A 22,401-nucleotide genomic window follows, 5' to 3' on the forward strand; every position below is an offset into this window, starting at 1 on the left:
CGCTTGCTGCAACGGCATGCACCCACCCACAGTCAACGAGAAGAGAATCACCATGTCTGTTAGCGATGAATGGGAAGAATTGCATCTCACGCCCGACGGCTGGAAAGATGGCAGCTACCGGCACGAGCCTGGCGATGCCGTCATCGTCGCGCCACCGGCCAATGATGTACTGACGGTGCGCAGGCATGTGGCTGCCGTGTATGGCGGCCCGTCACGCGTGACAGAAGACAGAACACCGCGCACCGATGACATGAGCCAGATCGAGCAATTGCTGTTGAAATATGGCGCTCCCGTCTTTGGCGTCTAACCCAGAGACGAAACGGACGAATGCCCGTGCGCTACATCGGGCCCACGTTATTCGAGAGAGGAATTGGCATGACACTCTGCCACGCTTGCCTTGCCATTGAAGTCCATCGACTTGGTGCATCAGGCCATGCTTTCCTAAGAATCACCGACACACAACGCATCAAAGTATCCAAGGCGGCGGCTGTCACGGTGAGCACGTTCACGTGCGGCACGTGCGGCGCGAGTTGGACCTATCGCGAAGGGAAAAACGTGCCCAACCCAGGTTGGTCGCTTGATCAGTAGCGCCAGTACCTCGTCAGCGAGGAGCCGGCTGATCTCGTGCTCATAGGCCCTCGTGCCACCATGCCAAGGCGCAAAGATAGGGGTTCAGGGTGAGGCAAAGAGATCGTCCCTGTCTCAAGCCATGCCCAAAAACCGGTGAGCTGCAAAGCCTCGCGGGTTTCTTATTGCCAGGATTGCCCAGGTTTAACGTTGCCCTCGGCGTAAGCCCCCCTCAAAGAATCGTGTCACATCAAGTGCGAGTGATTGAGACACCGCCCTCGACGAGCAACGTTGTACCCGTCACGAAGCTCGACAGATCGGACGCAAGATACAGCGCCGACTTGGCGATCTCTTCTGGATGGGCCATCCGTTTGAGCGCGTGGATGCTTTCGACAAACGCTTTCTGCTCCGGCGTGCTGGCTGCCTCCCGCCCCATCTCGGTGTCGGTGCCGCCCGGCATCAGCACATTGACGCGCAAGCCAGACGGACCGTACTCGGCGGCGAGCGTGCGCGTCAGGCCCACGAGCGCAGCCTTGCTCGCGGAATACGCAGCCATTCCTGGAAAGCCGACCGTATAGCCGACGAACGATGACGTGAAGATCAGCGAGCCATGCGGGCGCGCGAGCAGCGCTGGAATCTGATATTTCGCGCCGAGGAACGCGCTTGTCAGGTTGGTCTCGAGCGTGTCGCGCCAGCCGTCCAGCGTGATGTCGGTGACGCTGCCGAGCGCTCCCATCGTCGCGGCGTTGTTGAATGCCACATCAAGCCCGCCGAAACGGCCGACGGCCAACTCAACAGCCTGCTTCGCGCAACGCTCGTCCCTCACGTCGCCCGCCAGTGCCACCGCCTTGCCACCGACGTCGGCAATCTCGTCAACCAGCGTGTCGAGCAACGCCGCGCGGCGCGCAACCAGAACGACGCTCGCGCCTTCCTTCGCAAACATCTTTGCCACCTCACGACCGATACCCGAGCTGGCGCCCGTCACGATTGCAGTCTTGTTAGCGAGAAGAGCCATGTTCACTCCATCTTGATGATCGGAGCGGCAGAGTAGGCGTCTGGGTGCTGCGCAGCACTCCGATTCTTGCGGCGCAAATCCAAGCGATGCGTTGATGGCGGTCCCGAAAAGATCAAGCCGTGCTTGGCTCGACTGCGGCCAATGACGTTGGAGGAAGCGGGGTGCTTTGGGGCCGCAACCCTACAGCCAAACGCAGCTACGTCAGCGCGCCGCTACGCATGCCAATCACATAACCCGCAGTGCGCACCACCGCCGGATCTGCATCAGCCGCCAGCCGCGCAAGCAGCGCTGACGCCGCGTCGTTGATTTCCGCAAGCGCCTGACAAATACGTACACGCGCCTGTACATCGGCCGACCCATCCGAAATCGCTGCTTCAAATCGCTCCACAACGTGCTTCGCGATCGCAGGGTCTTCCGCCAGATCGGCTAACGCGTCGGCCGCCTCGACATCGTGCGCCCCGACGACAACCTGCTCGATCAGCAGGGGAATCGCCTCGCGTACGCCCCATTCGCCAAGCACCCGTGCAGCGCGGTACCGCACGTGCTCCGCGGGGTCGAGCAGCGCGACGCGCAACGCTTCCACGGCATCGGCGCCGCCGAGTTTCGCCAGTGCGAGCACGGCCCGTTCGCGCACCGCCGGGTCCGCCTGTTGAAGCGCCGCACTGAGTACGCTGGCGCCGCTGCCTTCGGCTCTTTCCAACGCCCAGGACAGTGCACCCGCAACATTCGGCTCTTGCTCCTGGAGCAGCGCCTGGGCGATGAGTTCTGCCAGCGGGGCATCGCTGGAGGCGGCGTCAAACGCAGCACGCTGTCGCTCTGGCGCATGCGTCGAGTCCAGTCCTTTCAGCAACTGCACGACTTCGAGCACGGCTGACCAATCTTCGGGGGCGGCGGCGGACACGGCAGCCAGCCGGGAGAGCAGCGCTTGTTCTGCGGCCAGCCGCTCGCGACTGCGCGCCATCAGCGTGTCAATGAGCGCATCGGGGCGGGGGGCTTGTTGGCTGAGCGCCTCGCGCACCTCGGCAAGCCCAAGACCCAGCGAGCGCAGGCTTTCCACTTGGAACAGGCGCCAGGCATCGGCTTGCGAGTACTCGCGGTATCCCGCTTCAGTCCGTGCGGATGGGCTGATCAGCCCGATCCTGTCGTAGTGCCGCAGCATGCGCGCGCTGACGCCGGAGCGATTGGCCAACTCGCTGATGCGCATCACTGGTCTCCGGTGTCGTCTGGGGTATGTGGCCTCGTTTCTCGGCCTCAGGGGGGGGGCTTTGATCGGGTCGAAAAAATTCTATCAAAGCGATTGTTGGCAACTTGCTGATGCATCGGCTTCTGGCAACGTTGCACCTGCGCGCTCCGCATCAGTTGGATCCAGCACAAACGCCCCCTCCGGGTCGGCGATCAGCCTGAGGCTTGCGCAGGCGTGAATGCGAGCCGCTGGGTCCGTATGGCGGGCCGCTGCTGCTTCGAGCTGGGCCACGGCATCGTCCCCGAGCATGAGCAGCGCCCGGCTCAGACTCCGCTGGAGGTGCTTGTCGCCGCGGCCCAGCTCGTGAATCAGCTCGTGTGCCAGCGCGGCACGTTGCTCGGTCGGCACCAGCCCCGCCGCGGTACGCCACGCCGTACGCGCGACTTCCGGATTGGGGTCATGCAGGTGCCCGCTGGTGATCGCCGGCCACGTTGCAGGGTCGCCAATCTTTGAGAGCGTATGCAGCGCCTGGCTACGCGCTTGCGCCAACGGCGAGTGCAGTTCGTCCAGCAGCAACGGCACCGTCAGGTCCTGCGCGTGCCGGGTGAGTGCCCAGGTGAGCATGTCGCGGACAAAGAAATCCGGCTCGATGCGGCAGCGCTGCACCAGCGGCGCAATCTTGCCCGGATGGGGCGCCATGCCGGCACCCAGCGCCGCCGTCAGGCGCAGCGAGGCGTCCGGGTGCTCCAGCGCTTTGGTCAATGTGTGATGGGTCATGAACGCCTCCTCGCCCGACAGTGGACGCCTTGTCACCATGACAAGGTCAATTGTTTTCAGGCAAGTAGAGAGCGCGGCACACCATGGAACGTGTCGCCGTCGATGCGCTCGTTAAGGCATTGCCCGCGCGGATGACGTCAGCGACAGGCTGTGGGTCGTGCATGGTCGACGCAGGGCCTTCCGTCGGACTGCAATGTGGATAACTCCCCCCTCCCGCTGTGGAAAACTTAAGGGAAAAGCGTGTTGGCTCTCCGGGGTTAGGTTGTCCACAGTGCGGGCATAACTTCTGCGCGTGTGGATGGGGTGCGATGCGATCTACCGCACTCATCCACGCCAAGGCACACGCTGTCCGAACGGTTGTGCATTTCGCAAGGCATTGATGCCAAAGCGCTTTTTGCAGCTATCCACAGGACTTATCCACCGTTATCTACTACTACTATCTTTATATAAAGAAAGAAGTAAACAGAAACAGAAAGCATGCGGGTGCGTGTGTGCCTTGATTGCAGGCAACTGACGCAAGGACGTTTGACCTGCAATGCGTGATCGGGGAAATCGAACAGGCGGTGTTCTGTGTCGTTGGTGGCTTGCAGTTTTGGTGTCACATCACCGCAGCGGCCATGGCCTGCGCACTGATGACGAGATTGCGTCCCGCAGCCTTGGCCTGGTACAGCGCGGCATCGGCCGTCTCGACCAGCATGTCGATGGAGAAGGCCTGGCTGCTGGGCGTGGCGGTGGCGCAGCCGGCGCTGACCGTGACGTAGCGTGAAGGCGCTGCGGCCTCGATACGCAGGCGCATCACCGCGTCACGCGCGTGCTCGGCCAATGCCTGCGCATCGTTCGGGCCGGTGTCGGGCAACACGATGACAAACTCTTCGCCGCCATAGCGCGCGATGAAGTCTCCGGGGCGGCGCACGACGCCCGAGAGCGCTCCAGCCACGGCCGCCAGGCAGGCATCGCCTTTGAGGTGGCCGAAGGCGTCGTTGTAGCGCTTGAAGTGGTCCACATCCACCATGATGAGCGACAGGGGTTGCCCGTTGCGCTTGGCAGCGGCCACGCGCACGCCGATCTGCTCGTTGAAGTAGCTGCGGTTGTACAAGCCGGTGAGCGCGTCATGCATGGAGGCCTGCCGCAACGACACGTGCGCCTCGAACAGGCGCCGGTACAGCGCCGTCACTTCCCACACCAGCACGCACACCAGCACGCCGGGCGCGAACATGCTGAACAGCCGCGCCACGTACCAGCCCACGGTAAAGCGGTCGGAGCTCAGCAGGTTCAGGCTCGTATCCGTAAAGCACGCCAGCGCGGCAATTGCCAGCCACACGTCCAGCACGGCGCGCAGGCGGCCGCTTGCGAGCACCGCCAGCAGGGCAATCGCGTTGATGGCCCACAGGACCACCGCGACGGGGTTGCTGGCAATGGCCCCTCCGGTGGACGACACCAACGGCGGCGGCAGATCCGCCATCAGGGCGATGGCGCACAGCAGCGCGCCCACCACCACGGGCCCGCCGATCAGTAACCACGTCCACAGGCCGACGTGCCGCTTGGAGACCGCATCGCGGGAGAACCGGTCACGCGTGAGCACCGCCAGGATCACGAACATCGGAAAGCCGCCGTGCCAGAACACCCACATCCACACCGCGCTGGTCGGGCGGGCACCGAACAGGCCGGTGGGGGAGAACACGCCCGGAAACATCAGCAGTTGCAGGGCCACGGCCAGCGCGGTGAAGGCGTAGGCGCCGCCCAGCGCACCCAGCATCGGCTGACGCGTCACGGTGAACTGGGCGCCCAGCAGGAAGGCGGCGATACAGGCGGTGGTGAAGACCGTCAATGCGCACATCGGCATGAACGGGCTGATGGCAGGCCACGGCAGGTTGGCCCGCGGCGCGGCCACAGCCAGCGTCAGGAGGATCAGCAAGGCGATCACGCCGGCCACGGCGGATTGCCGGCGCGTGGCCCGCTGGATCAGGAAACTTTCCATCCAACCCCCGGTTTGGTTATCAGTGTCCGTTCGGTCCGTTGCCCGCTGTGTGCGCCAGCAGTGCCGGGGTGGCGATCGGCGATGGGTGTGCGCGGTCTGTGAATCTCCATCATAGGCATGGGGCGACGGGGCGAAAAGCCTGGGCAATGATCGGGCTATTCCTGTGATTTGCCTAAGTCTGGCGCCGTAGCCTTGTCGACAGACCCGCTCCAAGGGAATTGAAGGGAACGCCCCGTACCGTGCGCGGGACAAACCAGTGCTGTCGAATCAACCTGGCCCGCGGGCCGATGCGGTATGGAATCACTCAATCACACCCTGTTTCTCTGGCTCAATGCCCCGGCCGACCCAGCCCCCACCACATTTGGGCTGGCAATGTTCTTTGCGGAATACATGATCTGGCTGGCGCCGCTCACGCTCGTGGCCTGCTGGCTGTGGGGCGAACCGGACTCGCGCCGCCATGCCCTGCAGACCGCGTTGGCCACCGCCCTGGCACTGCTCATCAGCGCGGGGTTCAGCCTGCTCTGGTATCACCCGCGGCCGTTCGAGATCGGCCTGGGGACCAATCTGCTGCCGCATGTGGCGGATTCATCGTTCCCGAGCGACCACCTGACGGTGTGGTGGACGGTCGCATTCAGCCTGATGTGGCATGCGCGTCTGCGCCGTGTGGGCACGTGGTTGGCGCTGCTGGGCTTGCCGATGGCCTGGGCGCGCATCTACCTGGGGGTGCACTATCCGTTTGACATGCTGGGCGCTGCTGCCGTGTCGGCATTGAGCGCCTGGCTGTGCAGCGGGCGCGTGGCGCACACGCTGTCGGAGCCGCTGCACCGCCTCGGGTTGGCGGTGCATGGCGTGGTACTCGCGCCGGCCGTGCGGCGCGGCTGGGTGCGCAAATAAGGGCGAAGGGCGCTCAGGCGTGCCGGCGCCACGCACGCCAGAACAGCACAAAGGCGAGCGCCGTGGCGCCCACGTTGTACAGCATCGCCAGCGCGAAGGCGTGACCATGATGTGCGGCATCTGCTGCCGTGCTGCCGCCATCCACCTGGCCAAGCAACGAGAACAGCAGCACCCCCACCACCGTCACACCCACGGCATTGCCCACCGCCTGCATGGTGGTGACGGTGCCCGCGCCCATGCCCGCTTGGGCCGTCTCGACGCTGCTCAGGATGGTGTTGAGCGACAGCGGGATCACCATCCCCTGACCAAAGCCATTGAGCATCAGCGGCACGATCAGCAGAGGAATGACGGTGCCAGCCTGCGCCATCGTGCTCAACAGGATGAGGCCGACGCCAAAGATCGCCGTGCCCAGCAGCAGTGCGCGGTGGCCAATGCGTTCGGCCAGGCGTGGTGCCGTGAGGGATCCGCAGAAGAAGGCAACCGCCGCCGGTGTGAAGACCATCCCCGCCGCGAGCGGTGACAGGCCGCGCCCAAACTGCAGCAGGATGGTCAGCGCCAGAAAGTACGAACTGATGGCCGTGTAGAACAGAAAGATCGCCAGCACGCCCAGCACAAAGCTCCGATTGCGGAACAGCGCGATCTCAATGATGGGAACACGGCCCGCCGCCGACAGCGCCTGCTCGTACCGCACGAAATGCCGAAACACCAGGAGTGAGGCCAGCGGCACCGCCCACGCCCACCATGGCCAGCCGTATTCGCGCCCCTGCATGATGGGCACCAGCAGCATGGCAAGCGCCACTGCGCCTACCGTTGCACCGTACCCATCCAGGTGGGCTGCAACCGGCGCACGCGATTCCGTCACGAAGCTGCGCGCGGCCAGCAGCGCCACCATGCCAATCGGTACGTTGACCAGAAACACCGCGCGCCAGCCTGCAATGTCGGCCGCCAGGGGGTGCGCAATCAGCCAGCCACCGATGATCTGCGACACCGACGCGGCCACGCCCTGCACCGCGCCCATCACCCCGAACGCGCGCCGGCGCGCATCCCCATCAAACAACACGCGTGCAGTGGCCATGACCTGGGGCATCAGGATGGCGGCGCCCAGGCCCTGCGCCACGCGCATGGCAATCAGCATCCACGCACTCGTTGCCAGCCCGCACAGGGCCGACGCCAGTGTGAACAGCGCCATGCCCACCAGAAACATGCGCTTGCGCCCGAACAGGTCGCCCAGGCGCGCACCGTTGAGCAGGAACACCGCATAGGCGGCGCTGTAGCCCACCATCACGAGCTGGATCTCGGCAAAGCTGGCGTGCAGGCCGGTGCGGATGTCCGGAATCGCCACGTTGACGATGAACAGGTCGAGAATGGTGACAAAGTTGCCGGTCAGCAACGCCGCCAGCGCGGGCCAGCGTCGCGCCGGCGAGGTGGGCGCGGCAGACAGGCTGCCCGCGAGGGATTCCGTTGACATGAGGGGATCTCGGTTATTAATATACGGTCGTACGTATATTAAATAGCGATTTACCTGCGTCAAGGTTTGATTGCGTTGACCTTACTCACAGACAGGGCTTCGAGAACACAGAGGGCATCACCATGAACGAGACCGACGGCCGGCGCGCGCGCGGCGAGCGTGCGCGCGCTCAGGTGCTGGAGCACGCCACCGCCATCGCCTCCACCGATGGGCTGGAGGGTCTGACCATTGGCCGCGTCGCCACCGATGCAGGCGTGGGCAAGGGCAATATCCAGGTGCTGTTTGGCGACAAGGAGACGCTGCAGCTCGCCACGCTGGATGCGGGCGTCGTGCACTACCGGAACAGGGTGGTGGAGCCGGCGCTGGCGCTGGAAAGCCCGCTAGCCCGCCTGCGGGCGTTGACCGAAGGCTGGTTCGACTACGTTGCGGGTGGGCAGTCACCTGGCGGGTGCTTTGTCTGCGCGGCCAGCTACGAATACCGCGCCCGCCCCGGCACCATCCAGGATCACGTGCGTGGCCACCGTGAGGCGGTGCGCGCGCGCTTTCGCGAGGTGATCGTCGCCGGTCAGGCTGCCGGTGAACTGCGCGCCGACCTGGACGTCGAGCAGCTCGTCTTTGAGATCGAATCCTTCCGCTCCAATGCCAATGTCGCCTTCCTGATGGGGGACATGGCGGTGTTCGAGCGCGCGCGGCATAGCACGCGGGCGCGCATCGACGCGGCTGTCGCGTAGGTACGGCGCCCCCCAGCCGCGGTCCGACGCGCGGATGCCACGCCCACGCGGCGCGCCGTTCCCGCGTCGCCACCTTTGGTTACACTTGAGCGATGCATGGCATTGCAGGCCCACGGGGCTGCATTCGCCAATCACATCGAACAATGCAACGAAAGAGTGCCCGGGGGGCGCATGACGATCCGAACGATCGTGGCGGTAACAGGGGGTGCGCTGTGGCTGGTCGGTTGCGCAATGCCGTACACCGAGCCGCCAGCCGGCGCCAAGACCGCAACAGTGGATTTCATTCGACCACTGTCCAGTACTAACGCCACCATCCTCACCTTTGACGATGCCAAGTCGTGCGGCAACCCGCGCACCGCGCTCAAGCCCAATGACGTGACCCGGCCGATCCGCGTGCTGGCGGGTGTGCCGACTGCGCTGGGGGCCACGTTCATCCGTACCTCGGGCATGCTGCAGTATCGCTGCGGTGTGTCGGCGACGTTCGTGCCGCAGCCGGGCAAGCAGTACAAGATGACGGCCAGCTACCCGACCAATGCCCACGTCTGCCGTGCCGGCGTGGTGGAATCGGACGATGGCAAATCGTGGCACGCTTTCAACGTGCGCTACCGCATGTACCAGATCAACCAAGCCTGGGGTACTGGAAGCTGCCCCGACCTGACCGATGCCGATGTCGCCTTTCTGCGCGACAAGACCCGCTCCGAAGACGGCTCCACCACGCTGAGCGACCTTTCCGATCTGCTGACCCCGCAATGAGCCGTACTGCCCTGATTCTTCGCGCGTGCCTTGCCGCTGCTGCGGCGCTGAGCGCGCTGCCTGCCACTGCGCTGGAGCCGGCCGATGTCTTCGCCAAGGTCGCGCCCAGTATCTGGGAGGTGCTCGTGGCCGATGCCACTGGCCGACCGACCGCACTGGGTAGCGCAGTGGTGATCGGCGATGGGCTGGCCATCACCAACTGCCACGTGCTGCGCGGCGGCAAGCAGGTCAACGTCAAGCGCGGCAACGCCACCTTTGGTGCCCGCCTGCTGTATCCCGATGTGGAGCGTGACCTGTGCCAGCTGCGCATCGCCGATTTCCACTACCCGGCCGTCACCATCGCTCCCAGCAGCATGCTGGTGACCGGGCAGAAGGTCTATGCGATCGGCAACCCGCTGGGGTTTGATCTCACCATCAGCGAAGGGCTGATCTCGTCACTGCGGCACGACGAAAACGGACAACTCCGGGCCATCCAGACGTCTGCCGCCATCTCGCAGGGTTCGAGCGGCGGTGGGCTGTTCGACAGCAATGCGCGGCTGGTGGGCATCACCTCGCGCATGGTGTCCGCTGCGTATGGGCAAAACCTGAACTTTGCGGCCCCGGCCGACTGGATCAACGACGTGCCGGCGCGTGCGCAAAAGGCGCTGGCCGAGCGGGCGGCCGCGCAGTCTGCAGCCAAGGCGGCTGCGGCAGCGATCCCATCGGGCACCATGCCGGCTGACGCCGCCCCACGCAAGCCTGGCGAACTTGGCCCGAAAGCGCAGGCAGGCTTTGCTGAATATTTGCGCAAGCCCTGGCCGAAGGTGTTCGTGGCGGCCGATGGCGGCGAGTTCATCTACCAATGGGGCCAGAACGCGGAGTTCCGCGCGGTGTCGTGGTGCAAGGAGCGCTATCAGAACTGCGCCATCTACGCCCGGGACGACACCGTGGTCGAGGGAAAGTGACACTTGGCGCGGTTTCTGGTGTCCACGGCGGTTATCACAGACAATAAGACATTAAATTTATGACCGTTTGTGTCGTCTGTAAGCATGGAGGCTCCGGATTGTGTCAATCGGAGACCGGTTCACGGGGGCCGGAATCTGTGCTGCAACGTTGAGTGCTGCGGCGCAGTAAAGTCAGCCCCCGCGCAACCATCCCAAACACGTTGAAGAGGAATTTGCCAACATGAACTGGACCGCGACCCGACCGATCCGCGTGGTCGTGCTCGATGACCATGCGGTCGTCCGTCACGGCCTGGCCGCGCGCCTGAAGCAGGAGGCCGATATCGAGGTCAGCGGCATGTTCGCGTCGGGCCGGGAGGTCGTGCAGGCGCTCAAGGACAACACCGTCGAGGTGGACATCCTGTTGATGGATTACTCGCTCGGGCCGGCCGAGATCGACGGGCTGAACCTGATCCGCCTGATTCGCGTGCGCTATCCGGAGTTGAAGATTCTGGTGGCGTCTGCCCACCACAACAAAGCGACGGTCGGGCTGGTCATGCATGCCGGTGCACGCGGGTTTGTGGGCAAGGAAGAAGAACTGTCGGAACTGGTGCGGGCGATCCGCTCCGTGGCGGCGGGCGGCAAGCGGCTGAATGCCACGCTGGCTGCCGAGATGGAGCGCGATGCCCTGGCCGCCGATGCGCCAGCTCCGACATCGACAGGTGATGGCAACCAGCTCTCCGCACTGGTGGAGCGCCCCGAGCTGAGCCCGCGTGAGCGCGAAGTACTGCGCTGCTGTCTGGACGGCATGTCCGTCTCCGATATTGCCGAGAAGTTCGCGCGCAGCATCAAGACCATCAGCTCGCAGAAGCAGTCTGCCTATCGCAAGCTGGGTATCCGCACCGATACCGAACTCTTCAAGATCAAGCACGAGTTGGAGGGGCAGTGAGCCTGCGGCAGCGCCTTGCACGCTGCCTCATCGCTTGCCTTCTGGTGGTTGCCGGCTGGCCGCTCTCGGCTGCTGCGCAGCAAGCACCCCAGTTCACCCCGGAAGAGCGCGCCTGGATTGCGCAGCATCCGGTTGTGCGGGTTGCGTACCGGGAGAACTGGAAACCCTTTGAGTACGCCGAGAAAGGCCAGATCAAGGGGCTGGCGTCCGGCTATCTGGATGCGATCAGCCGTGTGAGCGGCCTGCGATTCAAGCCGATATTCATCGACAACTGGGGCGAAAGCCGTCAAGCGTTTTTCAAGGGCGCGGTCGACCTGCTGCCGAGCCTGTCCACGCTCGCCCCATCGGATGATTTGACGCAGCAGTTGCTGCCGACAGCCCCCTATTTCATGGGCGCCACGTTGGCCGTGGGCCGTGCCACGCAGCACCCGATCTTCCGCCTGAGCGAACTGGACGGCATGACGGTCGCGCTCATCGGTGGTGGCGCCACCGAGATCCTCATGCGCGAGAGGCTGCCTCACAGCCATCTGTTGCTGTTCGAGTCGACGGATGCTGCCCTGCAGGCGGTGGCCGATGGCTCGGCGGAGGTTGCTGCCGCCACCAACTACGCTGCCGAGCCGCTGCTGCGTCGCCGTTTTGTCGACGCGCTGCATATCTCGGGCGTTATCAGCGACCTGCCGGTGCCGCTCTACATGGGCGTGCATGCGGATCAGCCGCTGCTGCGCTCAATCTTGGACAAGTCATTGCATGCGCTCACGGCCGCCGAAACCGATGCCATCGAACAGCATTGGCTTGAAGTGGTGGACTATGGCGCCCCATCGTACGGATCGATCCTGCGCTATCGGGCGCGCGAGCTGGCCCTGGTGGCCGCAGCGATTGCCGGCATCCTCTTCCTGGCATGGCGCGCGCGGGCACAGCGCCAACGCGCCGAACGCAGCGAGCGCGAGAAGACCCGCTTCCTGGCGGTGATGAGCCACGAGATCCGCACGCCGATGAACGCCATCCTGTCATCGGTTGAGCTGCTGCAGCACACACCGCTCGACGACAAGCAAAAGCGCCTGACCGACGTGGCGACCACCGCCTCGCAGACGCTGCTGGTGCTGCTGGATGACGTGCTCGACATCTCCAAGCTGGAGGCCCAGCGCGTCGCGCTTGAACTGTTGCCCACGCCGATCCTGCCGTGGATCAACGATGCGCTGGACGTGGTGCGTTGGCGTGCCGAGCGCAAAGGGCTGGCGCTCACGTTCATGAGCGGTGTCGACCCGTCGCTGTGTCTGCGGATCGATCCGACACGCACGCGGCAGATTCTGCTGAACCTGTTGTCCAACGCGGTCAAGTTCACCGAGCACGGCGGGGTGACGGTGCGCATGTCCTACGTGCCGGCAGCCAAGCGGGGCGCGGCCGGTACGCTCACCATCGACGTGGCCGATACGGGGGTCGGCATTGCGCAGAAAGACCAGCGCACCATCTTCAAGGCATTCCAGCAGGCCGACTCCAGTACCACGCGGCGCTTTGGCGGTACGGGGCTGGGGTTGTCCATCGCACGTGAGCTCGCGCGGCTGATGGGCGGCAACATTGAGGTGCAGAGCACGCCGGGGGCGGGCACGGTCTTTACCGTCACGCTGCCTGCCGAGGTGGCGACGGTGGAGGAAGCGCAGGCGGCGGCACGCCCCGTCACGGATGCGCGTACCCTCACGATTGCGCCTGAGCCCATCGGCTTGCCCGGTGCTGGGCTGCAAACGTCGCCGCCCCAGGCGGTGTCGGTGGCTACGCAAACCAGCAAGCCGCGCCCGCGCGTGCTCGTGGTCGACGATCAGCCAACCAACCTGATGGTGATCGAAGACCAACTGCACACACTCGGTTGCGATGTCGAGCTCGCCGCTGATGGCGCGCAGGCGCTGGAGAAGGCCGCGGCGCACGCGTTCGACCTGATCCTGATGGACTGCTACCTGCCGGATATCGACGGCTATGCGGTTACGGCGCGCATTCGCGCGCGCGAGGCCGGTGCCGGCACCCATACGCCCATCCTCGCCATCTCCGCTGCGGTGGATGAAGAGCACCAGCAGCGCGTCATGGAAAGCGGCATGGACGGCATGCTGACCAAGCCCATCCGCCTGGATGCCCTGCGCGAGATGATCGAACTGTGGTGCGATGTCGCCTACGGTGACGACAGCCAGAACACGCCGCGCGTGGCCACACCCGCCCTGGCCGGGGAAGGCCGCGATCTCTGGTCGATCTATCTGGATTCGTTGGATGACGATCTGGAAAGCCTGGCCCACGCGCTGGATGCGCGCGACCCGACCGCGGCGCGCTACGTGGCGCACCGGATCAAGGGCGCGGCGCTGACGGTGGAGCAGGCCGCGATTGCCGAGCGGGCCCGCGTGCTCGAGGCGGCGCTGGCGCAGGCCGGCGCGATCCCGGCCGATGCCCCCGCTGCGCTGGCCGAACTGCGCAGCCAGCGCGACCAGCTTCACGCCGACAGCACCGTCGGCTGACTAGCCCTGCCGTTTGCCGTGCACCGCGCGCTCAGGCGTTGTGCAGCACGCGCAGCAGGAGGTTTTCCAGTTGCTTGACCTCGGTCTGCGAGAACCCGCGTAGCAACTGGTTCAGCACATCGATGATTAAGGGCCGGATCTCCGGATACAGCGCGCGGCCTTGCTCCGTGAGCGTGACGACCACCGAGCGGCGGTCGGCATCGCTCGGGGCGCGCTTCACGATGTTCTTCTTCTCCAGCCGATCGATCAGCCGCGTCATTGCACCCGGATCGTAGTGCAGCAGGCGCGAGAGTTCGGCCGGTGTGGTGGCCAGGTCTTCGGCCAGATAGATGACCACCATCCACTGCGCGGCGGTCAGGTCAATCGACGCCAGCGCACTGTCGATATGCGTCACCAGCGCATGCCGGACCCGATGCACGAGTCGGCCGACGTTGGTGTCGCGATCCATGGTGTCGACCTGGTAGGCGCCTTCGCCCGTGCCGCCGCTCATGGCGGTGGCCTCTGGTGGAGTTTGTACGTCTGTGCTCATGGTGGTGCTCCCCGTTCTACCGGTGATCCGGCTTGTCTTGCGCGCCGTGCGTTCCCGTAACGCGGAGCGTGCTTCATTCCACACTAATCGTCGCTTGCCCAGGCCGTCAAGCCGGGATCGACACCAGGGCTGATCGTCAAATCACATTGGATACCGCTGCAAAACGATTGCGGCTGGCAAAGGGTGGGGTGGTTCGTATCATGGTTGAAACGTCGGCACTGCCAAGGGTGTGAACCAAGTGGCGCGACGTGCTCGTCCTCCTCCAAATTCCATTTTTTACTGCCATGAACCTCCACCTTCAGAACAAGCTTGCTCTCGTGACCGGCTCCACCAAGGGCATCGGACATGCCATTGCTGTAGCACTGGCTGCCGAAGGCGCCCGCGTCATCGTCAACGGCCGCACCGAAGCCTCGGTGGCCGATGCCATCAACCGCCTGCGTGCCGAGGTGCCCGACGCCCATGTCGAGGCCTTTGCCGGGGATTTGTCCGCATCCGAACAGGTCGCGGCGCTGCTCGCCCGTTTTCCCAAGGTCGATGTGCTCGTCAACAACCTCGGCATCTTCGACCCCAAGCCGTTTGAAGAGATCGACGACGCCGAATGGCTGCGCTTCTTCAACGTGAACGTGATGAGCGGCGTGCGGCTCTCGCGTGCCTACCTGGGTGCCATGAAGGCGCAGAACTGGGGGCGCATCATCTTCATCAGCAGCGAGAGCGGCGTGCAGATTCCGGCCGAGATGATCCACTACGGCGTGACCAAGACGGCGTTGCTAGGCCTCTCGCGCGGGCTGGCCGAAGTGACCGCGGGCACCGCCGTCACCGTGAATGCCGTGCTGCCCGGGCCCACGCGTTCTGAAGGCGTGGATGAATTCGTGGGCAAACTCTCGGGCGGCCAGAGCTTCGAGGCGTTCGAGAAGACTTTCTTCGAGACCGCGCGGCCCACTTCGCTCATCAAGCGCTTTGCCACGCCGCAAGAGGTGGCGAACCTGGTGGCCTACGTTGCCAGCCCGCTGTCGGCCGCCACCACGGGGGCGGCGCTGCGTGTGGATGGCGGGGTGGTGAAGTCGGCGTTCTAAGGGGGAAGCGCCCCGCAGTGTGTTGCCAACGCACTGCGGCGGCCATCGCCTAAACAAGAACGTTGCAATCGGCCGCCAGCCCGACACAATGGAAGTTGGATCAATTCTCGAGGATCGGGATGCAGGGCAGGCAGGCGGTGAGCAGCAATCGGCAATGGCGTTGGTCAGCATGGCTGGGTGCCGTTGCGTTGGCATGCGGGGCTGCTGCTGCACATGCGCAGCCCGCCACCCCTGATCCGCAGATCGCCTTCTACTACGGCCGCGATGTCCCGGCCCCTGAGTTGCAGGCCTTCGACTGGGTGGTGCTCGATCCAGCGGCGGCCGGCACCTTCGACCCGAAACAGCCATCGCCCACGTTATGGCTCGCGCGTGTTGACCTGACACAGCAGGCGGAGGCGATGCGCGACAGCACATGGCCGGCCAACGTGCTCGATCCGGTGTTTGCACCGTTGCTGGCGCAGGGCTATCAGGGGTTTCTGCTGGATGGGCTGGACACGCTGGCAGCCAAGACCCCGGGTGCCGCCAATGCGGTGGCGGCACTGGTGCAGGCGCTGCATGCGCGTGCGCCGCAGGCCAAGCTGCTGGCGGGCGGCACCGCGTGGCTCGATACGCTGGCGCCGCAACTGTCCGGCGTGGTCACGCTCGGCCTTGTGCGTGAGCGCGCTGGCGGCGAAAGCCTGCAAGACGTGAGCGATGCCGATCGCACGGCCCGCGTTGCCGCGCTGCGCAGCATCGCTGCGCAATACCACCTGCCCGCCGTCGCGCTGGACTACTGCGCCAACTACAACCGCACCTGCCTGCGCGAGACCGCCAACGTAGCGCGTGCGGCGGGCGTGACCAGCTATGCCACCACGCCTGGCGCAGACTTCATCGGCATCGGCCGTCTGGAGGTCATGCCGCGTCGCGTGCTGCTGATTGAGCCGCAAGAGCCCGGCACCAGCACGAATACCCTGCCGGTCGTGCTGTATCTGGCCATGCCCATCAACTACCTCGGCTATCGCGTTGAGTTTGCTGATGGGTACAAGCCGTTGCCCACCGTCACACCCGATCGCTACGCCGGCGTGGTCACGTGGTTCGATGCCAGTTCACCGCGCCCTGGCGCCTGGGCGTCATGGCTCAAGCGCACCATCGATGCCGGTGTGCGCGTGGCGATGTTCAACCAGTTTGGCCTGAACATGGATGCGTCGATGGCGCAGACGCTGGGCCTGAAGACCGTGCCGGGGTCGCCTTCGGGGCCGTTGTCGATCGTCTCGCGCGATCCGATGGTCGGCTTCGAGCTGCAACCGCACCCTGAGCGGCGCGATGCCGTGGGTGTGCAGGTCGACCCACTAGCGCCGGGTGCGCAGTCGCTGCTGCGCCTGTCTGCGGGTGACTACACGTTCGACGCGGCCGCCATCACGCCGTGGGGCGGCTACGTGCTGCGCCCGTTTGGCGTGTTTCGCATGCCCGACGTGGACCAGGCACGCTGGGTGATTCAGCCGCTGGATTTTCTGCGCCGCGCGCTGGCGTTGCCCCCCATGCCGGTGCCCGATACCACCACCGAAAACGGCCGCCGCCTGATGACCGTGCATATCGACGGCGACGGCTTTGCCTCGCGCACCGAGTTCCCGCCGGGCGAGTTCTCCGGCCAGGCGCTGCTGCGAGAGATCTTCGAGCGCTACAAGGTGCCGACCACCGTGTCGATCATCGAGGGCGAGGTGGCGTCCGACGGCATGTACCCCAAGCTCACCCCGCAGCTCGAGCCCATCGCGCGCAGCATCTTCGCGCAGCCATATGTGGAACTGGCAAGCCACACGTTCTCGCACCCGTTCAACTGGCTGCGCACGGCCGATGCGCCCACGTCAACGCAGGCTGCGCAAGAGGAGGGCGCTGACGCCTTCGGGCTGAAGATCCCCAACTACCGTTTCAGCTTCGACCGCGAGATCGCTGGCTCCATCGACTACATCAACACCAAGCTGGCGCCGCGAGACAAGCGTGTGAAGGTGTTGCTGTGGAGCGGTAACGGTCAGGTGCCGCAGATTGCCGTGCAGAAGACGGTGGAGGCCGGCGTGCTCAACATGAACGGCGGCGACACGTACATCACACGCTCCAACCCGAGCTGGACCGCTATCGCGCCATTGGGTGTGGACAAGGGCAATGGCCTGTTCCAGGTGTTCGCGCCCGAGCAGAACGAGAACATCTACACCAACCTCTGGCACGGCCCGTACTACGGCTTTTCGCGGGCCATCGAAACGTTCGAACTGACCGACAAGCCCTATCGCTTCAAGCCGATTGGCATCTACTACCACATGTATTCGGGTACCAAGCTCGCCTCGCTGAGCGCGTTGCGGCAGGTGTACGACTGGGCGCTCACGCAACCCGTCATGCCCATCTACGCATCGGACTACATCCACAAGGTGCTCGATTTCCGCAGCTTTGCCGTCGCGCGGGATGGCGACGCCTGGGTCGTGCGCGGCAATGGGGATCTGCGCACCGTGCGCTGGGCCGGCACCGGCGCACCGCGTCTGGCCGATGCACGTGACGTGGCGGGCTACGTGGCCGGCCCGGGTGGCACGTACATCCACCTGACCAGCGGTTCAGCGCGCTTCACGCTGGACAGCGCCCAACAAACGCAACCCTACGTGCGCGATGCCAGTGGTCGGCTGTCGAACTGGCAGCGCAGTGCGGATGGCCGCTCGCTGTCTGTCGACGTGGCGGGCTATACGCGCCCGTTCATCCGCTTTGCCAACGCCGCACGCTGCCGCGCCACCGTGGATGGCCGCGAGGTGACCGGCACGCACGGCGCCGACTGGCGCATCGACCTGGGTGCGGGCAACCCGGACAAGCTGGTGCCGCAGCGCGTAGCGCTGACCTGCGGCGCTTAGCACGGCGCTAAGGCAACGTCACGCCCCACGCCTGCGTGACGTTGCCGCCCAGCCGCCATTCATGGAAGGCACGCCGTGCCGCAATCAGCGCCGGCAGACGCGAATCGTGCTGGCTGGCGTAGTAGGGCTCCATCCACGACAGCTCGTCCTGGAAGGTCCACGGAAACAGGTTTTGTTTGATGGGGCTCACGGCGCGGAAGCTGTCCGGGTCCTGCACCGCGCGCGTGACGAGATCGGCCAGCCGGCCGATCGCGTGCTGGTTTTCGGCATACAGATCAATGTTGCGCGGCCTGACCAGTTCAGCCGTGAACACCAGCGGCAGCAGCGCGAACGTGTGGTAGTGCAAAGCGCGGTCCCCGCGTTTGAGTTCGCGCTGCAGCTCGCCATGCGGGCCGATATCGCGGATGCCTTCCCGCACGCGGGCGACGCCGTCGTCCACCAGGTCCCCCCGACGCGCCACCGTGCCGATGGCTACCAGGTTAAGTCCGGCCCAGTAGGTCAGGTTGTTGTGCAGGCTGTTGATCTCCTGCGCGTCGCGGGTGGCGATGGCGATGCGGGTGAGCCAGTTGTCGATGGTGGCAGCGCGCGGCGCATCAAGGCGCCCAAGCTTTTGCGCGCGCAGGAGTAGCAGCGCGAAGTCCGTCCCTGCCCACGAGCGCTCGTAGTACCCCTGGTAGCCGGTGATCGGCCCCATCAAGGCGTCGGCCCGTGCCCACCCCTCAAGCAGATCGATCGTGCAGGCCCAGTCGCCGGCCTCCGCGGCCTTGTTGAGCCGGTCGATGTAGGCGCGCATCGGCTTGACGGCTTGTTGGTAGCCGGCCGGATCGTCGTAGAAACCGGGCGGGTCGATGGTGTGCTCGGCCGGCGGCACCACGCAGGCGGCCTGGGCGGGTGGCATCGCGCACAGCAAGGCTGCGGCGGTGAATGCGAAGGTGATGCCGTGGCATAGCGGCTGGAGTCTGCGCATGTCGTGTCCTGGTTCGTGTTGGGCGGAAGGCTGGGCGGCCAGAGCATTCTAGGCGGGTGGCTGTCTGTTGTCCGGTGTGTCGGACGGTGTCTGGTTTTCCGGACAATGACGACTGTTAAACGTTTGCGCTCAAGCTTTTCACCGGTGATCCGTTGTTAACCCGACTGTCGATCACCAGGAAAAAGCATGCGAACGCCCCCTCGCCACTCCGCCTCCGAACCCGCCACCAGCCTTGGCACGCGGCTGGCTGCCATCGGCCTGATTGCCCTCGTACTGGTGTTCGGTGCCTTTGCGCTGGCCAACTCGCAAGCGAGCCTGCGCACGCTGGAAGCCAACGCGCAATCGGCCATGCGTGACCAGGAGGCCGCCATGCGCGACATGATTGCGCTGTTCGACGGCGCCATGCGCACCGAGGCGGACCGCTTTCTCACCGCCTTTGCCGATGCCGCCCCCGGCCCCTACAGCGTGGACCCGGCGCAGACCGTGGAAGTGGCCGGCAAGCCCACGCCCACCTTCAAGAGCGGCGACATGGTGCTGAATCTGAACTACACCGTGCCGGACAAGTTCTTCGCCCGCACCGGCGGCACCATCGCCACCGTGTTTGCCCGCACCGGCGACGACTTCGTACGCGTGACGACCTCGCTCAAGAAGGAAAACGGCGAACGCGCCATCGGCACGCTGCTCGATCGCGCCCACCCCAGCTACAAGGCGCTGATGGCGGGCGAGCCGTTCCGCGGCCTGGCGTGGCTGTTTGGCGTGCCCTACATGAGCAAGTACGAGCCGGTGCGCGATGCTTCCGGCAAGGTTGTCGGCGCGCTCTACGTGGGCGTGGACGTGCGTACTGAACTGGCGCTGCTCAAGGACAAGATCCGCGCGCACACCGTCGGCAAGACGGGTGGCTACTTCGTCTTTGACGGCAAGCCCGGCGCCGACCAGGGCAAGGTGCTGATCGACCGCAACACGGCACGCGAAGGCAAGAACCTGCTCGGCGCCAAAGACGCCGCCGGCCAGGCCTGGGTGCGCGAGATGATCGAGCAGAAGGACGGCATCCTGCGCCACACGCTGGCCGACACCGAGGGCGGCGCCACGCGTGAGCGCTTCACCGTCTTCTCGCAGTATCCGGACTGGAAGCTGGTGATTGCCGGCACGGCCTATGTGGACGAACTGGAAGCCGATCTGATCGCTGCCCGCAACCGGTTCCTGCTGCTCGGTCTGGCGCTGGGCGCGCTGCTGGCCGCAGGCCTCTGGTGGATGCTGCGCCGTGCGGTGAGCGCGCCGCTGGCCGAAGTGGTGATGGTGGCAGAGCGCGTGGCCGCCGGTGACCTGACGCACCGCCTGCCCGCCACCCGCCGTGACGAGATCGGCCAGTTGATGCGCGCCATCAACGGTGTCGGCGATGGTCTCTCGGGCATCGTCGACAAGGTGCGCGCCAGCGCCTCCACCATCGCCTCCAGCACCGGCCAGATCGCTGCGGGCAATGCAGATCTCTCTGCGCGTACCGAGGCACAGGCCGGCAGTCTGGAGCGCACTGCATCGAGCATCGAAGAGCTGGCCGCGACCGTGCGCCAGAACGCTGACAGCGCGCAGCATGCACACGACATGGTGCAGTCCGCCAGCCAGGCGGCCAACGCCGGCGGGCAGACCGTCGAGCGCCTGGTCGGCACGATGTCGGGCATCCACACCACGGCGCAGAAGATTGCCGACATCACCGGCATCATCGATGGCATCGCCTTCCAGACCAACATCCTGGCGCTGAACGCCGCCGTGGAAGCTGCCCGCGCCGGCGAGCAGGGCCGTGGTTTTGCCGTGGTGGCGGGCGAGGTGCGCAGCCTCGCGCAACGTAGCGCCGCCGCCGCCAAGGAGATCAAGGTACTCATCAACCGCTCGGTGGAAGAGGTGCAGGCCGGCAACGAAGCCGCGCGTGGTGCGGGGGACGCCATGCAGGACATCGTCACGCGTGTGGAGCGTATCGCCGGCTTCATGGGCGAGATCAGTCATGCGTCGCGCGAGCAATCGCAGGGCATTGAAGAGGTCAACCAGGCGGTGACGTCGATGGACGAGGTGACGCAGCAGAACGCCGCGCTGGTGGAAGAAGCCGCAGCCGCCGCCGAGAGCTTGCGTCAACAGGCCCAGGAACTGCGTGGCGCGGTGGATGTGTTCCGGCTGGCGTGACCGCGGCACCGTCGCAGAAAATTGACGCAACGTTGCAGTTGGTAGTCGGGGCGCGGCAAATCTCTGGCAAACCTGTACGGCGAGGAACTTGCTTCCTGCCCGCGCACTCGCACCACAGAATCTGTCAGCCATTTGCAACGCAACGTGACGGGATGCTCCCGGAGCTTGTGCGCCCCAGTCCATGTCCGCCGTAGGTCAAGCTTTTCATTCGGTGGTCGCGATCGACGACCACCCCCTCGTTCTCGAGTCCATTCAAGCCCTGCTTGCCGGGTCGCCGTATCTGCAGCTTGTCGCCACTGCGGCCGATGGGGCGGAGGGGCTGCAACTGATCCGCTCGGCGCGCCCCAAGCTGGCGATCATCGACATCAATCTGCCCAGTCTGGACGGCCTTGAACTGGTGCGGCGGGTTCGCGCACAGCGCCAGGACATCGGCATCGTGACGATCTCATCGGAAAGCGCAGACGACAACGCGCGGCTGGCCTTCCTGGCCGGCGCGAATGCCTACGTCGAAAAATCGGAAGCCACCGCTGTCCTGTCGGCGGCGCTGCTGCTGGCCGCGCGCGGGTATCTGTCGTTTCCCCATGCAGCAATGGGCCCCACGGAAGGTGCGGGCCTGGCCACGCTGACCAAACGGGAGCTGCGCGTGAATCAACTGCTCACGCAAGGCTATGGGAACACGGAGATCGCCCAGCGCCTCGGCATCTCGCCGAAGACGGTCTCGACCTTCAAGCACCGTATCTCCAAGAAGGTCGGGCTCGCTGCCTGACCACCGGCGTCCCACGACGTCGCGCCGGCAGACACGCATTCTTGCGGTGGCTCGGGCGCCCAATCTCTTCGATACCACCAGTACGCGGCAATACCCGTAAAGCCATCGGGTGCACGGGCATGCGTGCGGGCAAAAAAAAGGCCGCTTTTTCAAGCGGCCTTTAAAGTCGATATGAAGCTGTGAAACTGTAATTCAAGCTTCTGGCGAATCATAATCGAAAACACGTGATCTGCAATAGTTTATTTTTTGTCGTCTATCGGATTATTTTTCGGAATTGATGGATTGGAACTTGTGAGTTGT

18 protein-coding genes are annotated in these 22,401 nt (G+C 65.1%); 11 read left to right on the forward strand and 7 right to left on the reverse strand.

What is annotated here, in order from left to right; genetic code table 11:
• The first annotated feature begins 52 nt into the window (after positions 1–52).
• Complete coding sequence (locus C404_RS0130435; protein WP_031330092.1) at positions 53–307, forward strand: hypothetical protein; 255 nt, start codon at positions 53–55, stop codon at positions 305–307.
• Positions 308–817: 510 nt separating this feature from the next.
• Here the strand turns inward: C404_RS0130435 and C404_RS54360 are convergent.
• The 4 genes from C404_RS54360 to C404_RS54375 form a co-directional block, all read right to left on the reverse strand.
• On the reverse strand, positions 818–1,582 hold the full coding sequence (locus C404_RS54360; RefSeq protein WP_021197238.1) for an SDR family oxidoreductase: 765 nt from the start codon (positions 1,580–1,582) through the stop codon (positions 818–820).
• A gap of 196 nt (positions 1,583–1,778) precedes the next feature.
• Positions 1,779–2,786, reverse strand: a complete 1,008-nt coding sequence (locus tag C404_RS54365) for a MerR family transcriptional regulator (protein WP_021197239.1) — start codon at positions 2,784–2,786, stop codon at positions 1,779–1,781.
• 84 nt (positions 2,787–2,870) lie between these two features.
• The gene (locus C404_RS54370; protein ID WP_021197240.1) at positions 2,871–3,542 is read right to left on the reverse strand and encodes a HEAT repeat domain-containing protein; all 672 of its coding nucleotides are present in this window, start codon (positions 3,540–3,542) and stop codon (positions 2,871–2,873) included.
• 598 nt (positions 3,543–4,140) lie between these two features.
• Positions 4,141–5,520, reverse strand: a complete 1,380-nt coding sequence (locus C404_RS54375) for a sensor domain-containing diguanylate cyclase (RefSeq protein ID WP_021197241.1) — start codon at positions 5,518–5,520, stop codon at positions 4,141–4,143.
• 294 nt (positions 5,521–5,814) lie between these two features.
• Here C404_RS54375 and C404_RS54380 point away from each other — a divergent pair, with 294 nt between their 5' ends.
• Complete coding sequence (locus tag C404_RS54380) at positions 5,815–6,414, forward strand: undecaprenyl-diphosphatase (RefSeq protein ID WP_021197242.1); 600 nt, start codon at positions 5,815–5,817, stop codon at positions 6,412–6,414.
• 13 nt (positions 6,415–6,427) lie between these two features.
• On the opposite strand, the gene C404_RS54385 is transcribed toward C404_RS54380, so the two are convergent.
• Positions 6,428–7,882, reverse strand: coding sequence for an MFS transporter (locus C404_RS54385; RefSeq protein ID WP_021197243.1), 1,455 nt, complete (start codon positions 7,880–7,882; stop codon positions 6,428–6,430).
• A 122-nt stretch (positions 7,883–8,004) separates the two neighbouring features.
• Here C404_RS54385 and C404_RS54390 point away from each other — a divergent pair, with 122 nt between their 5' ends.
• The 5 genes from C404_RS54390 to C404_RS54410 all read left to right on the forward strand — a co-directional run bounded on the left by C404_RS54390 (position 8,005) and on the right by C404_RS54410 (position 13,730).
• Positions 8,005–8,613 carry a TetR/AcrR family transcriptional regulator gene (locus tag C404_RS54390; protein ID WP_021197244.1) on the forward strand — a complete coding sequence of 203 codons (609 nt, stop codon included), beginning with the start codon at positions 8,005–8,007 and terminating at the stop codon, positions 8,611–8,613.
• A 171-nt stretch (positions 8,614–8,784) separates the two neighbouring features.
• Positions 8,785–9,366, forward strand: a complete 582-nt coding sequence (locus tag C404_RS54395; protein WP_031330094.1) for a hypothetical protein — start codon at positions 8,785–8,787, stop codon at positions 9,364–9,366.
• The gene (locus C404_RS54400; protein ID WP_021197246.1) at positions 9,363–10,310 is read left to right on the forward strand and encodes a S1C family serine protease; all 948 of its coding nucleotides are present in this window, start codon (positions 9,363–9,365) and stop codon (positions 10,308–10,310) included. The genes C404_RS54395 and C404_RS54400 overlap by 4 nt, the downstream gene beginning before the upstream one ends.
• A 220-nt stretch (positions 10,311–10,530) precedes the next feature.
• A complete protein-coding gene (locus C404_RS54405) occupies positions 10,531–11,235 on the forward strand; it encodes a response regulator transcription factor (protein ID WP_021197247.1) in 705 nt (234 codons plus the stop codon).
• Positions 11,232–13,730 carry an ATP-binding protein gene (locus C404_RS54410; RefSeq protein ID WP_021197248.1) on the forward strand — a complete coding sequence of 833 codons (2,499 nt, stop codon included), beginning with the start codon at positions 11,232–11,234 and terminating at the stop codon, positions 13,728–13,730. The genes C404_RS54405 and C404_RS54410 overlap by 4 nt, the downstream gene beginning before the upstream one ends.
• 31 nt (positions 13,731–13,761) lie before the next feature.
• Here C404_RS54410 and C404_RS54415 read toward each other — a convergent pair whose 3' ends face one another.
• Positions 13,762–14,259: a MarR family winged helix-turn-helix transcriptional regulator gene (locus C404_RS54415; RefSeq protein WP_031330097.1), complete on the reverse strand. Its 498-nt coding sequence runs from the start codon at positions 14,257–14,259 to the stop codon at positions 13,762–13,764.
• A 284-nt stretch (positions 14,260–14,543) separates the two neighbouring features.
• Here C404_RS54415 and C404_RS54420 point away from each other — a divergent pair, with 284 nt between their 5' ends.
• On the forward strand, positions 14,544–15,332 hold the full coding sequence (locus C404_RS54420; protein WP_021197250.1) for an SDR family NAD(P)-dependent oxidoreductase: 789 nt from the start codon (positions 14,544–14,546) through the stop codon (positions 15,330–15,332).
• 119 nt (positions 15,333–15,451) lie between these two features.
• Positions 15,452–18,196, forward strand: a complete 2,745-nt coding sequence (locus C404_RS54425; protein WP_021197251.1) for a bifunctional glycoside hydrolase 114/ polysaccharide deacetylase family protein — start codon at positions 15,452–15,454, stop codon at positions 18,194–18,196.
• A gap of 7 nt (positions 18,197–18,203) precedes the next feature.
• Here the strand turns inward: C404_RS54425 and C404_RS54430 are convergent, their stop codons facing one another.
• The gene (locus tag C404_RS54430) at positions 18,204–19,163 is read right to left on the reverse strand and encodes an alginate lyase family protein (protein WP_021197252.1); all 960 of its coding nucleotides are present in this window, start codon (positions 19,161–19,163) and stop codon (positions 18,204–18,206) included.
• Positions 19,164–19,349: 186 nt separating this feature from the next.
• Between C404_RS54430 and C404_RS54435 the strand changes: the two genes are divergently transcribed.
• Together C404_RS54435 and C404_RS54440 are read left to right on the forward strand one after the other, a co-directional pair.
• Positions 19,350–21,335 (forward strand): methyl-accepting chemotaxis protein, encoded by a 1,986-nt coding sequence (locus C404_RS54435; protein ID WP_021197253.1) that lies wholly within the window; start codon positions 19,350–19,352, stop codon positions 21,333–21,335.
• Between the two features lie 181 nt (positions 21,336–21,516).
• Positions 21,517–22,101, forward strand: a complete 585-nt coding sequence (locus C404_RS54440) for a response regulator transcription factor (protein ID WP_021197254.1) — start codon at positions 21,517–21,519, stop codon at positions 22,099–22,101.
• The last annotated feature ends 300 nt before the right edge of the window (positions 22,102–22,401 follow it).

Origin of the sequence: Ralstonia sp. AU12-08 (assembly GCF_000442475.1) — a bacterium.
GTDB lineage: Bacteria > Pseudomonadota > Gammaproteobacteria > Burkholderiales > Burkholderiaceae > Ralstonia > Ralstonia insidiosa.

What these genes read in the sequence shown, in the direction of transcription:
- C404_RS54420 (WP_021197250.1), top strand. Translation starts at nt 14,544, where the DNA reads ATGAACCTCCACCTTCAGAACAAGCTTGCTCTCGTGACCGGCTCCACC.
- C404_RS0130435 (WP_031330092.1), top strand. Translation starts at nt 53, where the DNA reads ATGTCTGTTAGCGATGAATGGGAAGAATTGCATCTCACGCCCGACGGC.
- C404_RS54425 (WP_021197251.1), top strand. Translation starts at nt 15,452, where the DNA reads ATGCAGGGCAGGCAGGCGGTGAGCAGCAATCGGCAATGGCGTTGGTCA.
- C404_RS54360 (WP_021197238.1), bottom strand. Translation starts at nt 1,582, where the DNA reads ATGGCTCTTCTCGCTAACAAGACTGCAATCGTGACGGGCGCCAGCTCG.
- C404_RS54390 (WP_021197244.1), top strand. Translation starts at nt 8,005, where the DNA reads ATGAACGAGACCGACGGCCGGCGCGCGCGCGGCGAGCGTGCGCGCGCT.
- C404_RS54405 (WP_021197247.1), top strand. Translation starts at nt 10,531, where the DNA reads ATGAACTGGACCGCGACCCGACCGATCCGCGTGGTCGTGCTCGATGAC.
- C404_RS54415 (WP_031330097.1), bottom strand. Translation starts at nt 14,259, where the DNA reads ATGAGCACAGACGTACAAACTCCACCAGAGGCCACCGCCATGAGCGGC.
- C404_RS54385 (WP_021197243.1), bottom strand. Translation starts at nt 7,882, where the DNA reads ATGTCAACGGAATCCCTCGCGGGCAGCCTGTCTGCCGCGCCCACCTCG.
- C404_RS54435 (WP_021197253.1), top strand. Translation starts at nt 19,350, where the DNA reads ATGCGAACGCCCCCTCGCCACTCCGCCTCCGAACCCGCCACCAGCCTT.
- C404_RS54375 (WP_021197241.1), bottom strand. Translation starts at nt 5,520, where the DNA reads ATGGAAAGTTTCCTGATCCAGCGGGCCACGCGCCGGCAATCCGCCGTG.
- C404_RS54430 (WP_021197252.1), bottom strand. Translation starts at nt 19,163, where the DNA reads ATGCGCAGACTCCAGCCGCTATGCCACGGCATCACCTTCGCATTCACC.
- C404_RS54365 (WP_021197239.1), bottom strand. Translation starts at nt 2,786, where the DNA reads ATGCGCATCAGCGAGTTGGCCAATCGCTCCGGCGTCAGCGCGCGCATG.
- C404_RS54380 (WP_021197242.1), top strand. Translation starts at nt 5,815, where the DNA reads ATGGAATCACTCAATCACACCCTGTTTCTCTGGCTCAATGCCCCGGCC.
- C404_RS54395 (WP_031330094.1), top strand. Translation starts at nt 8,785, where the DNA reads ATGACGATCCGAACGATCGTGGCGGTAACAGGGGGTGCGCTGTGGCTG.
- C404_RS54440 (WP_021197254.1), top strand. Translation starts at nt 21,517, where the DNA reads ATGTCCGCCGTAGGTCAAGCTTTTCATTCGGTGGTCGCGATCGACGAC.
- C404_RS54370 (WP_021197240.1), bottom strand. Translation starts at nt 3,542, where the DNA reads ATGACCCATCACACATTGACCAAAGCGCTGGAGCACCCGGACGCCTCG.
- C404_RS54400 (WP_021197246.1), top strand. Translation starts at nt 9,363, where the DNA reads ATGAGCCGTACTGCCCTGATTCTTCGCGCGTGCCTTGCCGCTGCTGCG.